The organism is Paenarthrobacter aromaticivorans (genome assembly GCF_019038615.1).
GTDB lineage: Bacteria > Actinomycetota > Actinomycetes > Actinomycetales > Micrococcaceae > Arthrobacter > Arthrobacter aromaticivorans.
Genome location: NZ_JAHOPC010000023.1, coordinates 18,417 through 42,954, shown reverse-complemented (window position 1 = coordinate 42,954; position 24,538 = coordinate 18,417). Strand labels below are relative to the sequence as shown.

Annotated in this window: 22 protein-coding genes; 15 read left to right on the top strand and 7 right to left on the bottom strand. The window is 63.1% G+C overall.

Annotation, left to right across the window (positions count from 1 at the left end):
• Nucleotides 1-345 precede the first annotated feature (345 nt).
• Nucleotides 346-2,055 carry a 2-succinyl-5-enolpyruvyl-6-hydroxy-3-cyclohexene-1-carboxylic-acid synthase gene (menD, locus tag KSW38_RS22565; RefSeq protein ID WP_216927430.1) on the top strand — a complete coding sequence of 570 codons (1,710 nt, stop codon included), beginning with the start codon at nucleotides 346-348 and terminating at the stop codon, nucleotides 2,053-2,055.
• A gap of 293 nt (nucleotides 2,056-2,348) precedes the next feature.
• Here menD and KSW38_RS22560 read toward each other — a convergent pair whose 3' ends face one another.
• The 4 genes from KSW38_RS22560 to KSW38_RS22545 form a co-directional block, all read right to left on the bottom strand.
• Complete coding sequence (locus KSW38_RS22560) at nucleotides 2,349-3,143, bottom strand: amino acid ABC transporter ATP-binding protein (RefSeq protein ID WP_216927427.1); 795 nt, start codon at nucleotides 3,141-3,143, stop codon at nucleotides 2,349-2,351.
• A gap of 11 nt (nucleotides 3,144-3,154) precedes the next feature.
• Entirely contained in the window at nucleotides 3,155-3,946 is a 792-nt protein-coding gene (locus KSW38_RS22555) for an amino acid ABC transporter permease (protein ID WP_216927425.1), read from the bottom strand.
• Between the two features lie 102 nt (nucleotides 3,947-4,048).
• The gene (locus tag KSW38_RS22550) at nucleotides 4,049-4,849 is read right to left on the bottom strand and encodes an ABC transporter substrate-binding protein (protein WP_216927423.1); all 801 of its coding nucleotides are present in this window, start codon (nucleotides 4,847-4,849) and stop codon (nucleotides 4,049-4,051) included.
• A 158-nt stretch (nucleotides 4,850-5,007) separates the two neighbouring features.
• The gene (locus KSW38_RS22545) at nucleotides 5,008-6,372 is read right to left on the bottom strand and encodes an isochorismate synthase (RefSeq protein WP_216927421.1); all 1,365 of its coding nucleotides are present in this window, start codon (nucleotides 6,370-6,372) and stop codon (nucleotides 5,008-5,010) included.
• A gap of 91 nt (nucleotides 6,373-6,463) precedes the next feature.
• Here KSW38_RS22545 and KSW38_RS22540 point away from each other — a divergent pair, with 91 nt between their 5' ends.
• From KSW38_RS22540 to KSW38_RS22530, 3 genes are read left to right on the top strand one after another with little or no spacing between them, the layout of a single operon-like run.
• Nucleotides 6,464-7,234 carry a demethylmenaquinone methyltransferase gene (locus KSW38_RS22540; protein WP_216927419.1) on the top strand — a complete coding sequence of 257 codons (771 nt, stop codon included), beginning with the start codon at nucleotides 6,464-6,466 and terminating at the stop codon, nucleotides 7,232-7,234.
• 22 nt (nucleotides 7,235-7,256) lie between these two features.
• The gene (locus KSW38_RS22535) at nucleotides 7,257-8,600 is read left to right on the top strand and encodes a geranylgeranyl reductase family protein (RefSeq protein ID WP_216927417.1); all 1,344 of its coding nucleotides are present in this window, start codon (nucleotides 7,257-7,259) and stop codon (nucleotides 8,598-8,600) included.
• A gap of 9 nt (nucleotides 8,601-8,609) precedes the next feature.
• Nucleotides 8,610-9,713, top strand: coding sequence for a polyprenyl synthetase family protein (locus tag KSW38_RS22530; protein WP_216927415.1), 1,104 nt, complete (start codon nucleotides 8,610-8,612; stop codon nucleotides 9,711-9,713).
• 290 nt (nucleotides 9,714-10,003) lie between these two features.
• Here KSW38_RS22530 and KSW38_RS22525 read toward each other — a convergent pair whose 3' ends face one another.
• The 3 genes from KSW38_RS22525 to KSW38_RS22515 form a co-directional block, all read right to left on the bottom strand.
• On the bottom strand, nucleotides 10,004-10,858 hold the full coding sequence (locus KSW38_RS22525; RefSeq protein ID WP_216927413.1) for a type IV toxin-antitoxin system AbiEi family antitoxin domain-containing protein: 855 nt from the start codon (nucleotides 10,856-10,858) through the stop codon (nucleotides 10,004-10,006).
• Between the two features lie 829 nt (nucleotides 10,859-11,687).
• Nucleotides 11,688-12,110, bottom strand: a complete 423-nt coding sequence (locus KSW38_RS22520; RefSeq protein ID WP_216927411.1) for a hypothetical protein — start codon at nucleotides 12,108-12,110, stop codon at nucleotides 11,688-11,690.
• A 13-nt stretch (nucleotides 12,111-12,123) separates the two neighbouring features.
• Entirely contained in the window at nucleotides 12,124-12,795 is a 672-nt protein-coding gene (locus tag KSW38_RS22515; RefSeq protein WP_216927402.1) for a trimeric intracellular cation channel family protein, read from the bottom strand.
• Between KSW38_RS22515 and KSW38_RS22510 the strand changes: the two genes are divergently transcribed.
• The 11 genes from KSW38_RS22510 to KSW38_RS22460 all read left to right on the top strand — a co-directional run bounded on the left by KSW38_RS22510 (nucleotide 12,796) and on the right by KSW38_RS22460 (nucleotide 24,511).
• Nucleotides 12,796-13,563 carry a sirohydrochlorin chelatase gene (locus tag KSW38_RS22510; protein WP_216927400.1) on the top strand — a complete coding sequence of 256 codons (768 nt, stop codon included), beginning with the start codon at nucleotides 12,796-12,798 and terminating at the stop codon, nucleotides 13,561-13,563.
• A gap of 152 nt (nucleotides 13,564-13,715) precedes the next feature.
• Nucleotides 13,716-15,458 (top strand): nitrite/sulfite reductase, encoded by a 1,743-nt coding sequence (locus KSW38_RS22505; RefSeq protein WP_216927398.1) that lies wholly within the window; start codon nucleotides 13,716-13,718, stop codon nucleotides 15,456-15,458.
• Nucleotides 15,455-16,168: a phosphoadenylyl-sulfate reductase gene (locus KSW38_RS22500; protein ID WP_216927396.1), complete on the top strand. Its 714-nt coding sequence runs from the start codon at nucleotides 15,455-15,457 to the stop codon at nucleotides 16,166-16,168. Before KSW38_RS22505 ends, KSW38_RS22500 begins: the two co-directional genes overlap by 4 nt.
• Nucleotides 16,165-17,124 (top strand): sulfate adenylyltransferase subunit CysD, encoded by a 960-nt coding sequence (gene cysD, locus KSW38_RS22495; RefSeq protein ID WP_216927394.1) that lies wholly within the window; start codon nucleotides 16,165-16,167, stop codon nucleotides 17,122-17,124. Before KSW38_RS22500 ends, cysD begins: the two co-directional genes overlap by 4 nt.
• Nucleotides 17,125-18,537, top strand: coding sequence for a sulfate adenylyltransferase subunit 1 (locus KSW38_RS22490; RefSeq protein ID WP_216927392.1), 1,413 nt, complete (start codon nucleotides 17,125-17,127; stop codon nucleotides 18,535-18,537).
• A 112-nt stretch (nucleotides 18,538-18,649) separates the two neighbouring features.
• Nucleotides 18,650-19,603 carry a homocysteine S-methyltransferase gene (gene mmuM / locus KSW38_RS22485; protein ID WP_216927378.1) on the top strand — a complete coding sequence of 318 codons (954 nt, stop codon included), beginning with the start codon at nucleotides 18,650-18,652 and terminating at the stop codon, nucleotides 19,601-19,603.
• Nucleotides 19,604-19,828: 225 nt separating this feature from the next.
• On the top strand, nucleotides 19,829-20,977 hold the full coding sequence (locus KSW38_RS22480; RefSeq protein ID WP_216927377.1) for an ABC transporter substrate-binding protein: 1,149 nt from the start codon (nucleotides 19,829-19,831) through the stop codon (nucleotides 20,975-20,977).
• Between the two features lie 101 nt (nucleotides 20,978-21,078).
• Nucleotides 21,079-21,810 carry an ABC transporter ATP-binding protein gene (locus tag KSW38_RS22475; protein ID WP_216927376.1) on the top strand — a complete coding sequence of 244 codons (732 nt, stop codon included), beginning with the start codon at nucleotides 21,079-21,081 and terminating at the stop codon, nucleotides 21,808-21,810.
• Nucleotides 21,800-22,744 carry an ABC transporter permease gene (locus KSW38_RS22470; RefSeq protein WP_216927374.1) on the top strand — a complete coding sequence of 315 codons (945 nt, stop codon included), beginning with the start codon at nucleotides 21,800-21,802 and terminating at the stop codon, nucleotides 22,742-22,744. The genes KSW38_RS22475 and KSW38_RS22470 overlap by 11 nt, the downstream gene beginning before the upstream one ends.
• A gap of 103 nt (nucleotides 22,745-22,847) precedes the next feature.
• Entirely contained in the window at nucleotides 22,848-23,405 is a 558-nt protein-coding gene (locus KSW38_RS22465; RefSeq protein WP_216927372.1) for a dihydrofolate reductase family protein, read from the top strand.
• A gap of 47 nt (nucleotides 23,406-23,452) precedes the next feature.
• A complete protein-coding gene (locus tag KSW38_RS22460; RefSeq protein WP_216927370.1) occupies nucleotides 23,453-24,511 on the top strand; it encodes an LLM class flavin-dependent oxidoreductase in 1,059 nt (352 codons plus the stop codon).
• Nucleotides 24,512-24,538: the final 27 nt, after the last annotated feature.

Here is a 24,538-nt window from a genome sequence, read left to right as displayed (position 1 = left end):
ACATAGTACTGATGCACCATGTCCCGGATCTCATCACGGCTAATACCTCTCGGGCCAACAGTCATGGCTACTCCTGCTCTCGTCACACACCACCTGACTCACAACCAGCCTGACGCAGAGGGAGTTTTGCGTGTTTCTCTCTCACTTCCCGTCGGGTTTTGCGTGTTTCTCTCTCACTTACCGATCGGTGGGAACGGGCAGGATGTGATTGAGCATCGGGTGGGAACGGGCACGATGTGATTGAGCATCGGGTGGGAACGGGTCGGGATGTGATTGAGCATCGGGTGGGAACCTGCACGATGTGAGAGAGCGATTGGGTCCCGCCCGCGCCAATAGACTGGAACCGTGACTTCACAGGACTCTCTGACATCCATCGCTGCCGCCAGAATCGCCGTGACTGCACTGCTCGACGGCGGTGTGCGGCACGTGGTGGTGGCGCCGGGTTCGCGTTCTGCACCCATGGCCTACGCCCTTGCTGAGGCAGAAGCGGCGGGCAAGGTTCTCCTCCATGTCAGGATCGACGAACGTGATGCCGGATTCACAGCGCTTGGCCTCGCCCTTGCAACCGAAGCGCCTGTCGCAGTCCTGACCACCTCGGGCACCGCAGTAGGAAATCTGATGCCGGCCGTCATGGAGGCCAATCATGCGGCCGTACCGCTCATCGTCGTCTCCGCGGACAGGCCGGAGGAGCTTCACGGGACCGGGGCGAACCAGACCACAATCCAACTGGACCTGTTCGGCGATCACGTCCGCTTCGCCGTTGACGTCGCCGCGGGAGCAAGCCCGCAGCGCGCGATTGCCACCGCGCTCTACGCAGCCACGGGTGCGCTGGAGGACACCCCACCGGGACCCGTCCAAGTGAACCTCGCGTTCCGCGACCCACTGGTTCCGGCGGTTGGGGATGCACTTCCCGCCGTCGCCGGACACAGCGTGTTCCATTACGATGCCGGCCCCCAGGCGCTGGATCTTCCGGCGGCTTCCCAGAAACTCCCCGAACGACGCACTGTGGTCCTCGCAGGTCACGACGCCGGTCCCGTAGCTGAGGCTTTCGCCCGCGCGCACGGCCTTCCTTTGCTTGCGGAACCTTCATCCAACGCCCGGTTCGGCCCCAACGCCGTAGGCCCATACCGGGTGTTGCTTGAACACTTCGGCCCGAACTCGGCAACACCGATCGAGCGCGTGGTCCTGTTCGGTCGGGCTACCCTTTCCCGGCCCGTGGCATCGCTGTTGGCCCACCCCACCATCGAAACCGCAATCTACCAGCCGGTTCCTGTGGCCTGGTACGAAGCTGGCCGTCGCCGCGAGACACCCCTGGAAACCATCCCTGAGTTAGCCGCATTTGCTGGCCGGGGCTCTGCCGAGTGGCTGGATTCCTGGCTCCTGGCCGGGGCTGCCGCCCAACATGCTTTGGACGGAATATTGGCTGGGGAGTCGGCTGCCAACGGTCCTTCCGTCGGTGCCACCGTCTGGGAGCACTCGCGCGGGAAATTGGTTCTCGGCTCCTCCAACGGCATCCGTGACGTCGACCTCGCCGGCCAACCGCATCCTGACCCGATCGCCACGGTCTACGCCAACCGCGGCCTGGCGGGCATCGATGGCACCATCGCCACCGCTACCGGAATAGCACTCGGCAGCGGACGCGAAACCACGCTTCTCCTCGGCGACGTCACGTTCCTCCATGATGCCGGTGGACTACTTCTGGGCCATGGGGAACCCGTGCCTGATCTCCGCATCGTGGTCCTTAACGACTCCGGTGGCGCAATCTTTAGCCTCCTCGAGCACGGGGCAGTGGAAGACTCGGGGGCCTACGGCACCGCCGTCGAACGCCTCTTCAGCACCCCACACTCAGTGGACATCGCGGCACTCGCGGCGGCGTACGGCGTCGGACATCAGGCGGTAAGTACGACGGCGGAACTTGCCGAGGCCCTCAAGTCACCGCTGAAGGGACGCACCATTGTGGAAGTCCGCGTGGACCGGGCAGGCCTTCGGAAACTGCACGCCCGCATCAAGGACGCGGTCTCCGGCGCCGTGAGCAAGGTCCTGACCGCAGGCTAGCCAGCCGTGCTGCTATGGCCCTGCTCTTCTTGTGGCCCTGCTGGGGATACGAAAGAACGGTGAGAACGCCATTCGCGCTACGGGCCATGGCGTTGTCCGGTTGGTGTGGAGTGATCTCCGATCGCCCGCTCGGCTGGAAGCCGAGCTCGAGGCAGCAGGGGTTCCCCGTCGTCGTCGTGCTTCTGCGGGCCGCGCAAATTCGTAGAGGACACAGAAACGGGAGGGCGACACCCACATATAGGTGTCGCCCTCCCGTTTGCGTGGCGCCAGCGAATCTGCGCGACGGTGAAGCGTCAGTCCTCCACGACGTCGATGTGCGTCGGGTCCAGGACGCGGCGCAGGAATTCCTTGGTTCGCGGCTGGGACGGGGCGCTAATGACGTGCTCCGCCGGGCCTTCCTCCACAACCACGCCGGCATCCATGAAGACCACGCGGTCAGCCACTTCGCGGGCGAAGCCCATTTCGTGCGTGACCACCAGCATGGTCATGCCCTCCTGGGCGAGCTTGCGCATAACGGCCAGGACATCGCCTACCGTCTCCGGGTCAAGGGCGGACGTTGGCTCGTCGAACAGCATCAGCTGCGGGTCCATGGACAGGGCGCGGGCGATTGCGACGCGCTGCTGCTGGCCACCGGAAAGCTGGTCCGGAAAACGGTCGGACAGGTGGCCGAGGCCGACGCGTTCAAGGTTCCGGCGTGCCACCTCGGCGGCCTCGGACTTGGAACGCTTGAGGACCTTCATCTGCGAGATGGTGCAGTTGTCCAGCACGCTGAGGTGCGGGAACAGGTTGAAGTGCTGGAACACCATCCCCACGCTTTGGCGCATCCGGTTAAGGTCTACGTCGGGGTCGGTGGCCTCGAACTTGCCTACGTTGATGGTGCCCGCGTTCGGGTGTTCAAGCAGGTTCACGCAGCGCAGGAGGGTGGACTTTCCGGAGCCTGACGGCCCGATCAGGCACACAACCTGACCCGGTTCAACGGTCAGCGAGATGCCCTTGAGGACCTCATTGTTGCCGTAGGACTTGCGGAGATCCTTGATGTCCACGCCTGCGGCGCGAACAGCTGCGGTGCTCCCAGTGGAGTTATTCATGACTGTCCTGCCTATCGCTTCGTCCGCGCGGAGCGGCTTTCGAACTTCCGTGCCAGGAGGCTCAAGGGGATGGTGATGACCAGATAGAAGGCACCGGCCACAAGCAGCGGAGTCAGGCCGGCTCCGAGGCTGGAGATGCCATCGCGGCCGAACTTGGTCAGCTCATACTGGGACGCGGTGAGGCCCAGCACGTAGATCAGCGAGGAGTCCTTGGTAAGCAGGATGATCTCGTTGGTCAACGGCGGCAGGACGATTTTGAAAGCCTGCGGAATGACAATGGAAACCATCGCGCGCCAGTGCGGCATGCCCAGTGACCGAGCGGCTTCCATCTGCCCCCTGGGAACGGCCTGGAGACCGGCGCGCAGGGTTTCGGCGATATACGCGGAAGCCACCATACCGAGGGAAACCATGACCACGATGTTGACGTCCCACTGCACACCGAAGGCCAGGGGTACGCCGTAACCGAAGGCGATGAACACCAGCAGGGCGGGGACGCCGCGGAAGAATTCGATGTATCCAGTAGCGATCCAGCGGTACAGCGGGAAAGAGGAGAGCTTCATCAGGGCGAGCAGCAGACCACCGGAGAGGCCCACAACGAAGGCAAGCGCCGTGTAGATGAGGGTGTTCTTGAGGCCGATGAGGAAGATGTCGGGGAACATCGGGCCGATTTTGGCGAAGTTGAAGACGCTGTTTCCAACGGTCTTCCAATCCACGGCGAGGATCACTGCGGCCACGGCCACAACGAAGATCCCGGCCTGGACATACAGACTGACTTTGGCTCGTTGACGTGCAGTCATTGCCATGGTGTTCTCACATTCGTGTTGCGCAGGAGGGGCCCCGAACGGACTGCCTAAACAGATCGTTGCGGGGCCCGCCTGCGTGATTCTTGGGAGCCGGAGCTCGGACTACTTCTTGGTGGCTTCGCCGAACCAGGTTGTCTCGAACTTCTTCAGGGTGCCGTCATCGGTGATGCGCTTCAGGGTGGCGTTGACGGCATCAGCCATGGCTGTGTTGCCCTTCTTGATGGAGATGCCCAGCTTCTCGCCCGTTGCGTAGTCTTCAACGCGCTTGAGTTTGGAATCGTCCATGATGGCGTAACCCAGAACCGACTGGTTGCCGACCGCGGCGTCGATGGTGCCCGCCTTGAGGGCCTGGACCAGGAGACCGGAGTCCTCGAACTGCTGGGCGTCGATTCCCTTGTCCTTGGCGTACTGGGCGCCGGTGGTGGCCTGCTGGACGCCAACCTTCTTGCCCTTGGCGCCGTCCAGGTTGCTGATGCCCGAGGACGAGGTAGCCACGAGAGTCAGGTCGTCGTCCATGTAGGGGTTGGAGAAGTCCATGACGTTCTTGCGGACGTCGGTGATGGAGATTGAGGAGATGGAGACGTCGCAACCAGTCAGTGCCGTGCCGGTCTCGATGGCTTCGAAGGAGCTGTCAACCACGTTGAGTTCGGCCTTGAGGTCCTTGGCAAGTTCGTTGGCGATGTCCATGTCGAAGCCGACGATCTTGCCATCCTTCTGGAACTCGAAGGGCTCGTAGGGGACGTCGGAGCACACCGTGAGTTTGCCGGCATTGATGAGCTGGGGACCTGAGCCACTCGAGGCGGCCGGGGTGGAGGAGCCGCCGCAGGCGGTCAGGGCCAAGGCGCCTGCTGCGAGCACGGCGGCCATCTTGGTGCCGGACAGAACCGAACGGGAGATCTGCATGTTTTTTACCTTTTGTTGCAGGGGATGCTGAACTGAGTCGGTTTTAGTGTAGCGCCGAACCTGAGATGTGCATCACAGGAAACTTAGTTTCACTATCAGATAACTAGTTTAGCGAATATGCAAGCGGCTCCCGCGGGTCCCTGTCTGAGATCCCAGATTCAGCGCTGGATTCCCAAGGCCTCAAGCATTGGCCGGAATTTAGCCCACGTCTCGGCGAGCTCGGCCTCCGGCTGTGAACCTTCCACGATCCCGCAACCCGCGTAAAGCCGGACCGTGTTGGCGTCCTCGATGACCGCGCCGCGCAAGGCGATGCCCCACTCGCCATTGCCGGCAGCATCGAGCCAACCCACCGGTCCGGCGTAGGGACCACGGTCCAGGTGCTCCAGTTTTCGGATCAGCGCACCGGCCACCAGAGTAGGTGTTCCGCACACTGCCGCAGTGGGATGGAGCGCGTTGATCAGGGCCAAACAAGTGGGCACATGACCTTCGATATCGGCAAGCTCAGCCTTGACGTCCGAGGCCAGATGCCAGACGTTGGGCAGTTCAAGAATGAAGGGCTCGCTGTGGGAGTTCATCGCTTCGGAAAACGGCGCCAGCTGGCGGGTCAGCGAATCAATTGCGATCTCATGCTCGTGGCGCTGCTTTTCAGATCCGGCCAATACCCGCTCGGCGTAGGCCATGGGGGAGCCGTCCACACCTTCGGCGTCGCGGCGATCCAGGGTTCCGGCCAGCACGCGAGCCTGAGCCGTGCGACCCTCCACTTGGATCAGCATTTCCGGTGTCGCACCCACAAGGCCGTCAACACCATACGTCCAGCATTCCCGATACCTCGCCGCCAGTTGGCGAAGCACCTCCGCAGCGTTCACGCCGGCAGGAAGGTTGGCCACGACGTCGCGCGCCAGGACGAGTTTCTCCAGCTTGCCGGTGCGGATTTCCGCCACGCCATTGGACACGGCGTGCATCCAATCCGTTTCGCTTAACGACCCCCGGCTGAGGTAACCAGCCGCACCGTTGGGCGAAAAAGCGTCAGGTGACAGCCCGACGTCGGACCCTCCTGCCGCAACAGCCTCACCTTCGTCTTCGCAAGGCTCGGTGCTCGTCAGCCAGCGGTCCAGCGCGGCGAGGACGCCCGCCTCGGTGAGCTCGGCGTCGTCGAACGTTAATTGGGTGGCCCAGGCGCGGCCATCGCGGATGCCAACCACCATCTCCGGAACGATCAGCCGGGAAACGTGCGGGGACATCTTGGAAAAAGCGAACGAGCCAAACGCAACCGGGCCAGTGCCCGGAACCTCCACGTGATCGGTGATCTCGGCCTCAAGTATGAGATGCCGCCACCAGATATCGGCCTCAAGAAAGCGCTCCGGACCGGAGGCATTGAACCGGGTCAGCTCGCCATAGCCAACAAGGCCCGCTTCGCGGCGTGACCAGCAGAGGACGTCGTCACGGACCAGAAACGACGGCAGCCCCCCGGAGGATGATTCGACATCGAGGGGGACTGTCAAGGTACGGAGCGTGCTCGTCATGATGGAACAACAGTACTCCCGCGTGCCGCCAGAACCTGAGCCGAGTTCTACAGCGCAGCAAACTCGGCTGAATGTCTGAGACAATTACAAGGTGAACCGAGCATCCTTGGAAAAGCGTCCGGACGAAGTTGCGACGATGTTTGACGATGTCGCCCCCAAATACGACGTCGTGAATGACGTCCTCTCCATGGGGCAGACGCGTCGGTGGCGCCGGATCGTGGTCGACGCCATGGATGTGAAGGTGGGCCAGAAGGTCCTGGACCTCGCCGCTGGAACGGGCACCTCAAGCGAACCGTATGCCGATGCTGGCATGAATGTTGTGGCCTGCGACTTCTCCCTGGGCATGCTCAAGGTAGGCAAGCGCCGCCGCCCGGACATCGACTTCATCGCCGGAGATGCCACCAACCTGCCGTTCGCGGACAACAGTTTCGACGCTTCCACCATTTCCTTCGGCCTGCGGAACGTTGTGGAACCGCGCAAGGCCCTCGAGGAAATGCTGCGCGTCACCAAGCCCGGCGGCCGGCTGGTCATCGCTGAGTTCTCGCACCCCGTGGTGCCGCTGTGGCGCAACCTTTACACCGAATACCTGATGCGCGCTCTGCCGGCCATTGCCACCAAGGTCTCCTCCAACCCGGATGCCTATGTTTACCTCGCGGAATCCATTCGCGCCTGGCCGGACCAGGACCACCTGGCCCAGTGGCTCAGCGACGCCGGCTGGACGGACATCACCTACCGCAACCTCAGCGGCGGCATCGTGGCAGTTCACCGCGCGCAGAAGCCAGCCGAGCACCGCGAAAGCGTTCCCGTTGCCAAGCTTCGCCGCCAGATCAAGCCGCGCCGGTCCGGCAGCCAGCCCAGCTGACGTGCCACTTATTTAGGACGACGTGAAAGTACTGATTGTTGGCGCGGGACCCGCCGGGTCCACCGCCGCGTATTACCTCGCCCAGGCCGGCATTGATGTCACAGTGCTGGAAAAGACTTCCTTTCCGCGCGAAAAAGTTTGCGGGGATGGCCTCACCCCGCGCGCGGTCCGTGAGATCCAGAAGCTCGGATTGCCGCATGCTGAGTCCGAGGGCTGGCGCCGAAACAAGGGGCTTCGACTCATCGCCGGCGGCCGTACCATTGAGCTGCCTTGGCCCGAGGTTTCAGACTTTCCCACGTACGGACTGATTCGGACACGTCTGGGCTTCGACGAAGAGTTGGCCCGTCACGCGCAGGCCGCGGGCGCCGTCGTGCTTGAACGCCACAGCGTCACCTCGGCATTGCAGTCCGACGACGGCCGCGTCATCGGCGCACGTGCATCCATCCTTGACGAGTCCGGACGCAAGACGGGCGAGACGCGCGACTTCCATGCCGACGTCGTACTCGCCGCGGACGGCAACTCCACGCGAACCGCCGTATCGCTGGGTATGCACAAGCGTGACGATCGCCCGCTGGGCGTTGCAGTGCGCACCTACTTCACATCTCCCAGGCATGAAGACGACTGGATGGAAGGCTGGCTGGAACTTCCCGGCAAGTCCGGCAAGCCTCTGCCCGGTTACGGCTGGGTGTTTGGCGTCGGCGACGGAACGTCCAACGTGGGCCTCGGGATACTGAACTCTTCCAAAGAATTCGGCAAGCTGGACTACAAGCAGGTCCTGCGCGAATGGACCGCCGGAATGCCCGCAGACTGGGGCTTTACACCCGAGAACCAGGTAGGCGAGATCCGCGGCGCTGCGCTGCCCATGGGCTTCAACCGCACGCCGCACTACTCGCCCGGGCTGCTCCTGCTGGGCGACGCCGGTGGCATGGTGTCCCCGTTCAACGGCGAGGGCATCTCCTACGCCATGGAGTCGGCCCGCTTCGCCGCCGAGTTCCTGATCGACTCTGCTTCGCGTTCGACCTCCGCCGGTTGGACCGCCGACGACGCCGACGCCCACCTATCGCGCTACGCGGACTATGTGCGGGACCAGTGGGGATCTCACTTCACTTTGGGTCGAATGTTTGCGTCCTTGATCGGGAAGCCGGCCGTGATGAAGCTTGCCCTACGCACGGGTATGCCGATTCCGATGCTGATGCGATTTGTAGTGCGTATGCTCGCCAACCTCACGGATCCGTCCGCGAAGGGCTTCGAAGACCGCGTGATCCGCGTCCTTGAGATGCTCGTCCCGGCCACGTCCAACACTTCCTCTGTCCGTCCTTTTAAGGCGGCAGACTCCGACACCGCGGTTTCCGCAACAACTAGTTAGGGTTAAGCCGTGACGAACTCTGCCGAACACAGCTGGACGCATGCCGGGCACGGCCTGCCGGACACTGTTGAGCCTGCCCCCAACACCACCGCGATCGCAACGGGTCTCCAGCTGCCCGCCGGTTTTGCCGCTATCGCCGGCGACGCCGAACTCGGCCCGGCTATCACCACCAACCTTGCCCGCGTGGAAAAGAAGCTTCGCGAAGCCATCTCCAACTCGGATCCCCTTGCTGACGCAACGTCGCGCCACCTGGTGGAAGCCGGCGGCAAGCGCATTCGTCCGCTGCTCACTTTGCTGTGCGCGCACCTTGGAGATGCTTCACGTCCCGAGGTGGTCCAGGCTGCGGTTGTGGTTGAACTGACGCACCTCGCCACCCTGTACCACGACGACGTCATGGACTCTGCACCCTTCCGCCGCGGCGCCCCGACCGCCCACGAAGTGTGGGGCAACTCCGTGGCCATCCTCACCGGCGACCTCATCTTTGCCCGCGCCTCCATCCTGGTCTCCGAGCTCGGCTCCCGTGCCCTCGGCATCCAGGCACGCACCTTCGAACGCCTCTGCCTCGGCCAGCTCCACGAGACCGTGGGCCCGCGCGAGGATGAAGACGCTGTAGAGCACTACCTCTCCGTGATCGCCGACAAAACTGGATCCCTGGTTGCAGCCTCCGGCCAGCTTGGGGCGATCTTCGCCGGAGCCGACCCCTCGTTTGAGGACCTCCTGGTTGAGTACGGCGAGAAGGTTGGCGTGGCCTTCCAGCTTGCCGACGACGTCATCGATGTCACCGGCGTCAAGGTCAAATCCGGCAAGTCCCCGGGCACGGACCTCCGCGAAGGTGTTCCCACGCTGCCCGTTCTGCTGCTGCGGCGCGATGCTGCTGCCGGTGATTCGTCAGCGGCTGAGCTCTTGAAGCTTGTTGACGGCGACTTGACGTCTGATTCCGCTCTTGCCGATGCTGTGGCCGGTTTGCGCGAACACCCGGTGACCACTGAATCCTGGAAGATCGCCCGCCAGTGGTCCGCCGAGGCCGTTGCCGCCTTGGCCCCGCTGCCTGAGGGTGTGGTGAAGGCGTCATTGACGAACTTCGCGCATGCAGTGGTGGATCGGAGTAGCTAGCCTTCTCTTTGTGGGTGTGGGTTCCTGACCTTGTTCGGGTTGCGATCTGCCGTTGTGCACGCTTTTTGGGTTGCGTGCTGGCTGAATTGGTTTCAATGAGGTCAGGACGCCACGGGCGTGGTGATAGTTCACGACGCCGGGGGCTACTTGGGCGTCTGGGGTGTGGGTTCCTGACCTTGTTTGGGTTGCGGATGGTCGTTGTGCACCCTTTTTGGGTTGCGTGTTGGCTGATTTGGCTTCAATGATGGTCAGGAGGCTGCGGGCGTGGTGATAGTTCACGACGCCGGGGGCTACTTGGATTGCAAGCGTGACGGTCCGAAGCGGCCGGCTTCCCTGTTGGCCAAGACAGCGAGCACCTCGGACACCATTCGTTCAGGGTTATGAACGACGTCCGCGTAGTAGTAGCGAAGGACCAAGTGGCCGCCTCGGATACTGGCGTTGTTCCGATATTGGTCCTTTTTCACTTGTTTCCCTTCCAAATGTGTACCGCCGTCGAGTTCGATGACCAGACAATCGTCGATCAGACAGTCGACTTCCCCAACCCCGGGCAGCTGCACGTGCATGCGGACGCGGAGTCCCGCCCGCACAAAGTGAGTGTGGGCCAGAACCTCAAGCAAGGAATCCGCCCTTGGCAGGACTAGATCGAGGATTGACCGGGCCTTGCCGTTCCGATTCCCGGTTAGCCTCGAACGGAGGTAGTCGGGAGTGAGCAGGGCCAGGGCGATCGCGCTTTGAACCATGACCAATGATTCCAACTCAGGCAAGCAACGAAGGGCGTGCATCACGACGTCGGCCACTCCGACTACCGGCAGATATGGGTGGCGTGGATGTAGGGCTAATGCGTGATTAACTACTGCTGGATTGGGCAGACCGTTACCGCAGGTCAGGTGCAGGATGTCCGGATCGTGAAGCGTCCAGAACCCGTAGAACCGCGCGGCCGAGATGCACGTCAGACGACCATTCGCACGAAAGGCCGCAACGACGTCGGGGTCTGCTCCCTTGGTGACATACACGCCGCGCTGTACACGTTCGATTGCTCCCGATCGTGTGGCCTCGGACAGGGAGCGTTCTGTAAAACCGGCCCGCTTTAGATCCGTGGTCCTGGCTGCTCCATGCCGGGATTGAAGGAATTCGATGAGGTTCATTCGGTCATGCTTCCGTGCTTTCAATCCTGAATGTGCTGTGTTTTGCAGCTATGTGGATAACTGCACGGATCCGTAAATAAGATCTTGGTTGTGGGAAAATCATTGACGGCAAAAGTTGCATATATGACAGACTTGTCATAAGCTATTCACGGATCCACTAAATGCCTCCGGTGGGTCTGATGCGAACGGAGATTGTGGTCCCGGTTCGGTGCAGCGTATGACTCGTAACGTTGCAGCGGACCGGGGCCATTCCGTTTTAACAGCAAGACCTCAGTGGGACGCTGCTTCAGGACCTTGTTTGGAGGACGGGCTGCTCTAATGCAACCGAAATAGGGTGCACAATGGCCCTGGCCCAGCCAAACAGGGTCAGGAACTCACAGCCCCCGGCGATTTGCGCGGGCTTGGGCCGGGATGAATGCCGCCGTCGTGGTTGTTGGTGGGACATGGAAGCGGAGTGCCGTGGCTTCGGGACCTTCTTTGGAGAACGGGCCGCTCTGATGCAACCCGGATAGGGTGCAAAGCGGCTGTGGGCAAGCCAAACTTGGTCAGGAACCCGCAGCCACCAGCGATTGGCGCGGGCTGGGCCAGGGGTGAGTGTCGCCGTCGTGGTTGTTGATGGGGCCTGGAAGCCGGAGTGCCGTGGCTTCGGGACCTTCTTTGGGGGACCGGCACCACAGATGCAACCGAAATAGGGGGCAAACTGGCCCTGGCCAAGCCAAACATGGTCAGGAAGCAACGGTCCCCACCAAAATCAGCCCACCAGAACCCCCAAACAAAAACAGCCCCCACACCACCCAACAAAGGGAGCGCAGGGGCTGCCAGTCAAAACCTAGTCTTCGTCGTTGAACGCCCACTCGAACATGTCGAAGACGAACTCGGAGAATGTGCCTTCTTCGCTCTTCCACTGCCCGCGGGCGTTGTTGCGGCGCCAGACGATGGGGTCCGGGATGCTGACATCGGCGATGCGGAAGCCCCAGGTGAATTGTTCCTCTTCGTCCTCGAGGAACATGAGGAAACCGTCGTCGTCCACCTCGAGTTCTTCGGGATCCCAGAAGTAGTGGTAGGCCTCCATGAGGTCTTCGCAGCCGCCGAGTGCGAGGTAGAACTCGCGCAACGCCAGCGGGATCGTGAAGGAGTGATCGGCGAGGGCCTCGTCCAGTTCCCCTGGTGTGAGGCCGTCTTCTTCCTGCCATTCATCCTCGAGATACTTTGGGACCAGCGCGCGGAACTTCTCGAGGAACATGTCAGTCATGCTCTTATCCTAGCTAATCGCGGGCACCCGAAATTGCGCCCGCTCCGGTGCCTCCACGCTGCCATCCGCGCACGGCCAATGGCACGTACCAACTGCGCCTCCAGGCTGTGACGCGGAAGGCGAAAACGATGCCGGCCACCAGGCATGCAGTGAGCCCGCTGAACAGGCCAAGGTGCCAGAGCAGGGTGGTCAATCCAGCCCCCACGAACGCGGGTAGCGCGTAGATGTCGCGGGCATCAAAAAGGGTAGGAATCTCGTTGGCCGTGATATCGCGCAGCAGACCCCCGCCCACTGCTGTTGTGACGCCCAAAAGGATCGCAGCCACAGGATTCATGCCGGACGTGAGTGCCTTCAACGTCCCGGTGATGCAGAACAGGGCGAGCCCACCGGCGTCGAACAGGGTTAATAGGGACGTAAAGCGCTGCACGGACGAGAACAGGAAGTACACCAGCAGTGCAGCGAGCAGAGGCGGGATCAGATAGACCGGATTTGTGAAAGCAACAGGGGGTCCGGCGTTGATGACGACGTCGCGGATCGCGCCACCACCGAGCGACACAATGGACGCGAGGAGTACAGAACCCACGATGTCGAATTGTTTGCGGGCTGCCAGCAGCGAACCCGAGACCGCGAAGAAAAACACGCCGACCAGGTCAAGCCACAGAAGGACAATGTCGATGGAAATCAAGTGGACGGGTTCTTTCTGCCTGCGACTCTCAGTAGGTGCTGGCTCAACGTTACGCTAGCTCCCATGAACAGCCCCGTTTTGATCGCCTGTGCCCACGGAACCCGCAACGCCGAAGGCCAGGCCGCCATCCGCCAGGTCATGGCCGAAATCGAAGCCCTGCGCCCCGGCCTACAGGTGCTTGAGGCGTACGTGGACGTGCAGGAGCCTGAGCTGTCCGGCGTGGTGGAGGGCCTTCCTGAGGGGACGGCCGCCGTCGTCGTACCGCTTTTGCTGAGTACCGGCTTCCACATCAAGGTGGACGTGCCCAAGGCGATCAAGAGCCGGCCGGAAGTAGTGGCGGCGAGGCCGCTGGGGCCGGACCCGCGTTTGGCGGAGCTGCTTGCCACCCACTTGCGCGCTGCTGGGCTGAAGGAGAACGACGGCGTGCTGCTGGCTGCCGCGGGATCGTCCCTTCCGGACGGCTCGGTGGACTCCGAGGAGCAGGCGCGGCAGCTGGCCGAGCTTCTGCCGAACAAGGTTCGCGTCGCCTATGGTGCCAGCGCGCAGCCAACAGTGCCCGACGGCGTCGCCTCGTTGCGTGCCGAACTCGCCGAAGACGGTGGAACAGGGAGGGTTTTCGTGTCCTCGTACCTGCTGGCAACTGGCTACTTCCACGATCAGCTGGCCAAGGCTGGAGCGGACGTTGTTACGGCTCCGCTGTTGCCGTCGCCGGCTCTCGCGGAGATAGCGTTGGAGCGTTACGACGCCGTTCTGGCAAGGGCGTCCTAACCTTTATTTGCGCGGTGGGAGCACAAAAGGACCCTGCATATACAGGCCCTTGGGACAAGGCCGCTGGCGTGTTCGTGACGAAATGTTTCCCTAGGTGACTTAGCGTTTCCGGACCTTTGCTGACGAAAACTGGCCAGACCTAAAGTCGACGTATGACAGATACAGCTGTAGCCGGTGCGCCCGCGGACTCCGCAGTCCCCTCGCGCCCAGCACGCACCCGCCCTGCCGCCAAGCCTCACGGCCAGTGGAAAGTTGATGGCACTGAGCCACTCAACGCCAATGAAACCTGGAAGCAGGAAGACAACGGGCTGAACGTCCGTGAGCGGATTGAGTCTGTCTACTCCAAAGAGGGCTTCGACTCGATCGACGGCACCGACCTTCACGGCCGTTTCCGCTGGTGGGGCCTTTACACCCAGCGCAAACCCGGGATTGACGGCGGCAAGACCGCAACACTTGAGCCGCACGAGCTCGAAGACAAGTACTTCATGCTTCGCGTCCGCATTGACGGCGGTGCGCTGACCACCGAGCAGCTGCGGGTTATCGGCCAGATCTCCGTGGACTTCGCCCGCGGATCGGCCGACCTCACGGACCGCCAGAACATCCAGTTGCACTGGATCCGCGTGGAGGACGTGCCGGAGATCTGGCGCCGCCTTGAATCCATCGGCCTGTCCACCACCGAGGCCTGCGGCGATGTTCCCCGCGTCATCCTGGGTTCGCCGGTTGCCGGCATCGCGAAGGACGAGATCATCGATCCCACGCCGCTCATCCACGAGCTCGCCGAGCGTTTCATCGGCGACCCCGAGCTGGCCAACCTGCCTCGCAAGTACAAGACTGCGATCACCGGGCACCCGTCCCAGGACGTTGTCCACGAGATCAACGACTTCGCCCTGGTGGGCGTTGTCCACCCCGAACTCGGTGCCGGTTACGACCTCTGGGTTGGCGGCGGCTTGTCCACCAACCCCCGCCTGGCCGAGCGTCTTGGCGTGTTCGTCTCGGCGGACGTCGCCGCTGAAGTTTGGCTCGGCGTCACCAGCATCTTCCGCGACTACGGCTACCGACGCATGCGTACCAAGGCCCGCCTGAAGTTCCTGATGAACGACTGGGGCCCGGCCAAGTTCCGCCAGATCCTGGAAGATGAATACCTCGGCTTCAAGCTTCCGGACGGCCCCGCCGCTCCCAAGCCCACGGCTCCTGGAGACCACATCGGCGTCCACGAGCAGAAGGACGGCAAGTTCTTCATCGGCGTAACCCCCACCGTGGGACGTACGTCCGGTGAGTCCTTGGTGAAGCTTGCCGACACGCTGGAACAGCACGGCAGTTACCGGCTGCGCACTACTCCCCACCAGAAGCTCGTCATCCTGGACGTAGCCAAGGAACAGGTGGAGCCGCTCATCGCAGAACTGGACACGCTGGGCCTTTCCGCCCGTCCGTCCGTGTTCCGTCGCGGCACCATCGCCTGCACGGGTATCGAGTTCTGCAAGCTGGCCATCGTGGAAACCAAGGTCACCGCGGCAACCGCCATTGCTGAACTGGAACGCCGCCTTGCCGACCTCGTGGAGACCAAGCAGCTCCCGCAGGCACTTTCCCTCCATATCAACGGCTGCCCCAACTCCTGCGCCCGCATCCAGACCGCGGACATCGGCCTCAAGGGCATGATGCTGCCAACGCCCGACGGCGACCCCACCCCGGGTTTCCAAGTCCACCTCGGTGGCGGACTGGCTAACAACGAGCGTGAGGAAGCCGGCTTGGGACGTACTGTCCGCGGCCTCAAGGTCACGGTCGAAGACCTGCCTGACTACGTGGAGCGTGTGGTCCGCAAATTCGTCGCCGTTGGCGCCGAGGGCCAGACCTTCGCAGAGTGGGCACTCTCCGCAGATGAAGGAGACCTCCAGTGACGACAGCCCTCAAACGGTCCAACGAAGAACTCAAGGCACTGGCCGAAGCCGGAGCCGCAGAGCTTGGCTGGAACGCGCCCGCCCGCGATGTCATCGCCTGGGTGGCCCGGAACTTCGAGCTGCCCGCGGTGACGGTCGCCTGCTCCATGGCCGACGCCGTTCTTCCGGCCTTGGTCGCGGACCAGCTTCCCGGCGTCGACGTCTTGTTCCTGGAGACCGGCTACCACTTCAAGGAAACGTACGAGACCCGCGACGAAGTTGCGGCGAACCTGCGCGTCAACGTGGTGGACGTGCTCCCGGAGAACACCGTTGAACAGCAGGACCGCCTGCTGGGCAAGGACCTGTTCGCCCGCGACCCCGCCCAGTGCTGCGCGCTGCGCAAGGTAGAGCCGCTGCGCCGCTCGCTTGCCGGCTACGAAGTATGGTTCACCGGTGTTCGCCGCGACGAAGGACCCACCCGCACCAACACGCCGGTGATCACTTGGGACGAGGGCTTTGGCCTGGTCAAAGTTAACCCGATGGTCGACTGGACCTTCGACCAGTTGGTCGAGTACTCCGAGGACAACATCCTTCCCGTCAACCCCCTCCTGAGCCAGGGCTACCCGTCAATCGGCTGCCAGCCCTGCACCCGCAAAGTGGCCCCGGGTGAAGACCCCCGCGCCGGCCGCTGGGCAGGATCCGACAAGACAGAATGCGGACTACACACATGAGCACGTACACAACAGAGGAGTCCACAGTGGAAGTTGCAGCGGCAGTCGACGCCCCTCCAGCTCAACGCCTGAGCAGCCTGGACACCCTCGAGTCCGAAGCCATCCATATCATCCGTGAAGTGGTTGCCGAGTTCGAGAAGCCCGCACTACTGTTCTCCGGCGGCAAGGACTCCGTGGTCATGCTCCACCTGGCCACCAAGGCTTTCTGGCCGGGCAAGGTTCCTTTTCCGGTCCTGCACGTGGACACGGGTCACAACTTCCCGGAGGTCCTCGAGTTCCGCGACCGCACCGTTGAGCGTCTCGGCCTGAAGCTGGTTGTCGGCTCGGTCCAGGAGTTCATCGACCGCGGCGAACTGGCCGAGCGTGCCGATGGCACCCGCAACCCGTTGCAGACCGTTCCGCTGCTTGATGCCATCCAGCGCAACAAGTTCGACGCCGTCTTCGGCGGCGGCCGTCGTGACGAGGACAAGGCCCGCGCCAAGGAGCGCATCCTGAGCCTCCGTGACGAATTCGGCCAGTGGGACCCGCGCAACCAGCGCCCCGAGCTGTGGAACCTGTACAACGGCCGCCACACGGTGGGCCAACACGTCCGCGCGTTCCCCATCAGCAACTGGACCGAGCTGGACATCTGGCGCTACATCGAGCGCGAGAACATCGAGCTGCCCGGCCTCTACTACGCCCACGAGCGCGAGGTCTTCGCCCGTGACGGCATGTGGCGCGCTGTGGGCGAGGTTTCCCAGCCGCTCCCGCACGAGGACGTCATCACCAAGACTGTCCGCTACCGCACGGTGGGCGACATGTCCTGCACCGGTGCCGTCGAGTCCGACGCCTACACCGTGGCCGACGTCGTAGTTGAAGTCGCTGCCTCCACCCTGACCGAACGTGGCGCCACCCGCGCAGATGACCGCATCTCCGAGGCAGCCATGGAAGACCGCAAGAAGGACGGCTACTTCTAAATGAGCACCGAAACCGCATTCCTGCAGGCCGGACTGGAGTCCGCGCCGCTTCCGTCCACGCTTTTCCGCTTCGCCACTGCCGGATCCGTGGACGACGGCAAGTCCACTTTGGTGGGCCGCCTCCTTCACGATTCGAAGGCGATTCTTGCTGACACGCTCGACGCCGTAGCCCGCACTTCTGCCGACCGCGGCTTTGGTGGGGACAAGGGTGGGATTGACCTCGCCCTCCTGACCGATGGCCTGCGTGCCGAGCGCGAGCAAGGCATCACGATCGACGTCGCGTACCGCTACTTCGCCACGGATCGCCGGAGCTTCATCCTGGCGGACTGCCCGGGCCACGTTCAGTACACCAAAAACACGGTGACCGGCGCGTCCACTGCGGATGCCGTCGTCGTGCTTATTGACGCCCGCAAGGGTGTTCTTGAGCAGACCCGCCGGCACCTGTCCGTGCTGCAGTTGCTGCGCGTTGCCCACGTCATTGTGGCGGTGAACAAGATCGACCTCGTTGACTTCAGCGAGCAGGTGTTCCGCGACATCGAAACTGATGTGCAGAAGGTTGCCCGCGAGCTGGGTCTTGGGTCCGATGGCGTGGCTGACCTGCTGGTTGTTCCCGTCTCGGCACTGGATGGCGACAACGTGGTGGACCGCTCAGAGCGCACTCCTTGGTACACCGGTCCGGCCCTGCTTGAGGTCCTGGAAACGCTCCCGGCTGCAGATGAACTCGAGGCTGAACTGGAGAGCTTCCGCTTCCCGGTGCAGCTGGTGATCCGTCCGCAGGGTGCCTTGGCGCCTGATGCTGTGGCTGGTGGCTTGGACGTCGAGGCCTACCGTGATTACCGTGCCTACGCTGGACAGATCACCGAAGGCTCCGTGAAGGTTGGCGACGAAGTCACTGTTCTGAGCCCTGGCCACGAGCCGCGTATCACCCGGATTACTGGCATCGACTTCGCCGGCAAGGAACTTCAGGAAGCGGCTGCTCCGCAGTCGGTTGCCGTTCGTTTGGCTGACGAGATCGACATTGCCCGTGGCGACACCATCGCTGCCGCAGGCACGGTCCGCGAAAGCACCGCTGACCTGTACGCGTCGCTGTGCTGGCTCTCGCCCAAGCCCCTGCGTGAAGGCCAGAAGGTTCTGGTGAAGCACGGTACGCGCACGGTCCAGGCTTTGGTCCGCAACGTCACTGGCAAGCTGGACCTGGCCACGTTCAACGTGGAGCCCGCCTCAAGCCTTGAGCTCAACGACATCGGACATGCCCAGCTTCGCCTGGCGGCTCCGTTGCCGCTGGAGAACTACCTGCACCACCGCCGTACGGGCGCCTTCCTGGTGATCGACCCCATCGACGGCAACACCCTTGCCGCCGGTCTGGTCAAGGACCACCCTGGCGATCACGAAGACGAGCGCTACGTCATCTAAGGTCGAAGAGTCAGATAGACCGCAGCTTGTTCGAAATTCCCGGCCTTGTACGGCGGGGATTTCGAACAAGCTGCGGTTTTTTCATTGAGCGATTTAGCAGGAAGATCACTACATGCCCCAGAACACAGCACTCAGCACCCTGTTGGACTCCGGTGAGGACCTCGTCCTTGACGGGGCCCTCGCCACGGAATTGGAGGCCCACGGCTGCGATCTTGAGGACGCATTGTGGTCGGCCAAGGTCCTGCTGGAGCAGCCACACCTGATCAAGCAGGTCCACCGGGATTATTTCGACGCCGGTGCCTCCGTGGCCATTACGGCCAGCTACCAGGCCACTCCCCAGGGCTTTGCGCGGCGCGGGCTTTCCGTGGAGGAGTCGCTGGAGTTGGTGGCGCGGAGTGTCCGGCTGGCAGACGAAGCACGACGCGAACACGCCGAGGCGAACCCTTCCAGCGGCCCTCTTCTCGTGGCCGGGTCCGTGGGCCCGTACGGTGCCTACCTTGCTGATGGCTCGGAATACCGCGGCGACTACACGCTGAGCACCGCGGAGTTCATGGATTTCCACCGTCCACGTATTGCCGCCCTTGTGGAAGCCGGGGCTGATTTCCTGGCGTGCGAGACACTGCCGTCGTTCGCCGAAGCGGAGGCCCTGCTGGCGCTCGTGGCGGAGTTCGACGTCGAATCCTGGTTTACGTTCACCCTGCGGGACGCGGAAAACATCAGCGACGGAACCCCGTTGGCTGAGGTGGCTGCGCTGCTCCGTGCGGAGCCGCGGGTGGCCGCCGTCGGGGTTAACTGCGTGCCGCTGGAACTGGTGACGCCCGCTCTTGGGACGCTGAACGGGTTCTCGGACAAACCGTTGGTCGCCTACCCGAACTCGGGGGAGACCTACGACGCCGTCACGAAGACGTGGGGTCCTTCCGAGGGCGGCCTGGGTACAACCACTCTTGCCGGGAATGCCCCCGATTGGCGCGAGCGGGGAGCCCGGCTGATCGGTGGCTGCTGCCGCACGACGCCGCAGGACATCCTGAAGCTCGCCGCCACCATGACGCCACGTGACCCTTCGTGAACGCAAGTGCCGCACAACCCTGCGCAACATTGAAGGCCTGACGCCGAATATGACGTCACGTGACCCTGCGTGAACGTTGGTTTCTGTGGGATTGAAGCCGAAATATGACAGTCCCTACTGTGAAGGCATGACCTTTCCGGAATGGTCCTTCCTTGCCCCGAGCGGGCGATGTCAAGGGGCCTGATCTTCGCCCCTTCGCATCCCACATCTCATTAGGACCTCCCCATGGCAAACACCCCCGAGTCACAGAAGCCCGATTCCGGCACCATCCGCATCGTCGCCGGTGAGACCAACAAGCCCAAGCGCCGCCGCGCCCTTGAGATCGGCCTGGCCGTCGGCCTTGTCCTGCTGATCGGTGCAGGCGCTGCGGTTGCCTCTGCCGTCTCCCGCAGCAACGAGGCCGCTCCGGCTCCCACGACGTCGCCCGCTGCTGAGCTCAAGCTTGGCTACTTCAGCAACGTGACGCACGCCCCGGCCCTGGTAGGCATCAGCAAGGGCATCATCGCCAAGGACCTCGGCGATACCAAGCTCAGCACCCAGATCTTCAACGCAGGCCCTGCCGCGATCGAGGCTTTGAACGCCGGCGCTATCGACGCCACGTACATCGGTCCGAACCCGGCCATCAACTCCTTCGTCAAGAGCAACGGCGAGTCCGTCAGCATCATCGCTGGCGCAGCAGCAGGCGGAGCACAGTTGGTGGTCAAGCCCGGCATCAACTCCGCGGCCGACCTCAAGGGCAAGGTCCTCGCCTCGCCGCAGCTTGGCGGCACCCAGGACGTAGCTCTCCGCTCTTGGTTGGGTCACCAGGGCTACAAGACCAACCCGGACGGCAGCGGCGACGTCACCATCAACCCGACCGAAAACGCCCAGACGCTGAAGCTCTTCCAGGACGGAAAGCTCGACGGCGCGTGGTTGCCTGAGCCGTGGGCCTCCCGGTTGGTCCTGGAAGCCGGCGGGAAAGTCCTGGTTGACGAAAAGGACCTGTGGGACAAGGGCGAATTCACCACCACCATCCTGATCGTGAACAAGAAGTTCGCCGCTGAGCATCCGGAAACTGTGAAGGCACTGCTCAAGGGCCATGTTGAATCCGTGAACTGGCTGAACTCCGCAACTCCAGAGGAGAAGGCGAGCACCATCAACGCTGTCCTCAAGGACACGGCCGGAAAGCCGCTCCCCGCCAACGTGATCGACCGAGCGCTGAAGAACATCACCTTCACCACGGACCCGCTCGCCGGAACATACAAAAAACTCCTGCAGGACGGCGTAGATGCTGGCACCACCAAGGCTGCCGATATCAACGGCATCTTCGATCTCCGGGCCTTGAACGAAGTAGAGGGTAAGAAGACCTCCGCTGCAGGTCTCGGCCAGGACTAAGCACCAAACGGCTGGTCTGCTTCCCCTCCGAAACACGGGTGGGGGAGCGGGCCAGCCTTCAGCCACATCAGCTCCACCACATCAACACGAAGGACGGGACCATGCCAGTCGTACTCGAGAACCTGGGCAAGCGCTTCGGCGACGGCGCCCCGGTGCTGGACGACGTCAATGCCACCATCGCGAAGGGCGAGTTCGTTGCCCTCCTCGGTGCGTCCGGCTGCGGCAAGTCCACGCTACTGAACATCATGGCGGGACTTGAGCATCCGACGTCGGGCGCTCTTGAGGTGCCCAGCGACGGCGCGGCCTTCATGTTCCAGGACTCGGCGCTGTTCCCGTGGTTGACGGCGCGAGGCAACATCGAGCTCGCACTTCAGCTGGCTGACAAGTCCAGCACCAAGGCCAGCCGCCGCGCACGGGCAACTGAACTGCTGGAGCTGGTCCACCTCGGCGGTGCTGGCGACAAGCGTCCGCACGAACTGTCCGGTGGCATGCGGCAGCGCGTTGCCCTTGCTCGCTCCTTGGCTCAGGACCGGCAGCTGCTGTTGATGGACGAGCCTTTCGCGGCACTTGATGCGATTACCCGCGACCTCCTTCACGACGAACTCGAGCGGATCTGGAAGGAAACCGGCCGCACCATCGTGTTTGTGACGCACAACGTTCGTGAGGCTGTCCGCTTGGGCCAGCGGGTGCTGCTGTTGTCCTCGCGTCCGGGCCGTGTTGTGGCCGAATGGGATGTCACCGAGGAACACCGAACGGATGCTGGTCGCGCTGGGGAGCTGACCGGAGTCATTACCCGCCGGCTACGCGAGGAGATCCGCCGCCATGCCAAGTAACCCCACCACCACCCAAGAGCGGACCCTTCCCGTGAGCGAATCCAGCGAGCACATTACGTCGCCGTCCTTGAAGGGCAACCCTTCCGAACTCCGCGACCTCGAAGCGGGCCTGGACAACCTCCAGTCCGACGCCGCACGCAAAGCAGGCATCGATTGGAAGCGCGTGCTGCTACCGATCGCAGCGTTGGTTGTACTCGTCCTCGTCTGGCAGTTCTACGTTTCCCTTGGCCTCAAGCGCCGTGACCAGGTACCCGGGCCCCTTGATGTGCTGAACCAACTCGTGACGCTCTGGGGCGAAGGCAAGGTCCAGGAATCGGTATGGACATCCCTTCAGCGTGGCTTGGTCGGCTTCCTGATTTCGGTTGTGGTTGCTACGCCTGTGGGCTTGTTGTTGGCGCAGGTTGCTCCTCTCCGCCGTGCGTTTGGGCCGCTGATTTCCGGGCTTCAGGTGTTGCCGTCCGTGGCTTGGGTTCCTGCGGCGATCATCTGGTTCGGCCTGACCGACGGCACCGTGTACTTCGTGGTCCTCATGGGTGCCATTCCCTCGATCATCAATGGCCTGATCTCCGGTGTTGACCAGATCCCGCCGCAGTACCGCAGCGTGGGCACCGTCCTGGGTGCGAACCGGCTGCAAATGGCCCTGCAGATCGTCCTTCCTGCAGCACTTCCCGGATACATCGGCGGCCTGAAACAGGGTTGGGCTTTCTCCTGGCGCTCGTTGATGGCCGCGGAAATCATCGCCGTGGGCGGCACTATTGGCTTCGGCCTGGGCTCCCTGCTTGACCAAGGACGTGCGTTGTCAGACATGGCCGTGGTCATGTCTGCGATCCTGTTGATCCTGGCCGTGGGCATCCTGATCGAGCTCCTCGTCTTCGGCCCGATTGAGAAGCGCCTCCTCCAGCGTCGTGGTTTGCTGGCGGGGAGCAGCCGCTAGGGATTAGTTCTTAAAGCAACGCGGGGTCAGATACGGCCGATGTTGAAGCCAAACATGGGCCGTAACTGACCCCGCGTTGCTTTTGGGGGCCTAGAATCGGCGCATGGGCCTTCTAACGTTCGGCATCAACTTCACCTTGGACGGTTGTGTGGACCACCGGGAGGGCATCGCGGACGACGAGACGCACGCCCACTACACACGTCTTTTGGACGAGAGCGGCGCGATGCTCTGGGGACGCACCACCTACGAGATGATGGAGAGCGCTTGGCCAGCGGTGGCCCGCGGCGACGTCGATGCCCCGCCGGCGATGCGCGAGTGGGCGCTCAAGTTGGAGACCAAGCCGAAGTACGTCGTCTCGGCGACGCGGAGCGAGTTCCCGTGGACAAACAGCCACCACGTCGTCGGTGACCTGCGCACGGCGGTGCAGGAGCTCAAAGATCGGACTCCCCGCGGAGTGCTTCTCGGCAGCGGCAAACTCGCCACAGCGTTGGACCGACTGGACCTGATCGACGAGTACAAATTCCTCATCCACCCCATGATCGCGGGGCACGGCCCAACCCTGTACCAAGGCGGACTGCCCAGCACCCGGCGACTTGAGCTGATCACGGCGCAGCCGCTCAGCAACGGCGCGGTCGCCATGCACTACCGACGCGCTGGATAAGTTTCTTCGCGAGGAATTCCTGGGCCGCCTCAAGAGTTGTCCCGGACATGCACAACAAACGGATCGGCTTCCTTTCCTTCGGCCATTGGGCACGCGTCCCTGGTTCAGTGGTGCCATCGGCCGGAGAAGCACTCAAGCAGGGCATCGAACTGGCCGTGGCCGCAGAGGAACTGGGAATCGACGGAGCGTTCTTCCGTGTGCACCACTTTGCCCGGCAGCAAGCCTCCCCGTTCCCGTTGCTCGCGGCGATCGCGGCGCGGACCAGCAGGATCGAGATGGGCACAGGCGTGATCGACATGCGCTACGAGAACCCGCTTTACATGGCGGAGGAAGCTGCCGCAACGGATCTGATCAGCGACGGCAGGCTTCAGCTCGGCGTGAGCCGCGGTTCACCCGAGCCTGCCCTGAATGGTGCCGCCAACTTCGGCTACGTCCCGGATGAAGGCGAGGACACCGGGGACATGGCGCGGCGTCACACGGCGCTCTTCCGCAAGGCCATTGCCGGGCACGGTGTGGCCCAGGCCGATCCCCACTATGCGGGCGGAGCCACCGGACTTCTGCCCATCCAACCGCTCTCCCCAGGCCTTCCACGGAGGATCTGGTGGGGTGCCGGCACCCGCAAGACTGCAGTCTGGGCCGCTGAGCAGGGCATGAACCTGATGAGTTCAACCCTCCTGACCGAAGACACGGGCGTCCCGTTCGACCAACTGCAGGCCGAGCAGATCCAGATGTTCCGCGAAGCCTGGGCAGCCGCGGGTCACGATTTCGAGCCGCGCGTTTCCGTCAGCCGCAGCATCCTGCCGATCGTCGATGAGGTGGACAACCGCTACTTCGGCCTGCGCGCCCAAGCGGACCGGCAGGACCAGGTAGGAATTCTCGACGGCGCGTTGTCCCGTTTCGGGAAGAGCTACATCGGGGAGCCGGACGCCTTGGCGGAAGAACTCGCAGCCGATGCAGCCGTCCAAGCTGCCGATACCGTCCTGCTGACGGTGCCCAACCAACTGGGGGTGGAGTACAACGCGAAGCTCCTGGGGAACGTCGCGAAGTACATCGCACCTGCTTTTGGTTGGGCCCGCCAAACACCTGAGTCCCGACAAAACGCCTGAGTCCCGACAAAACGCCTGAGTTACGCC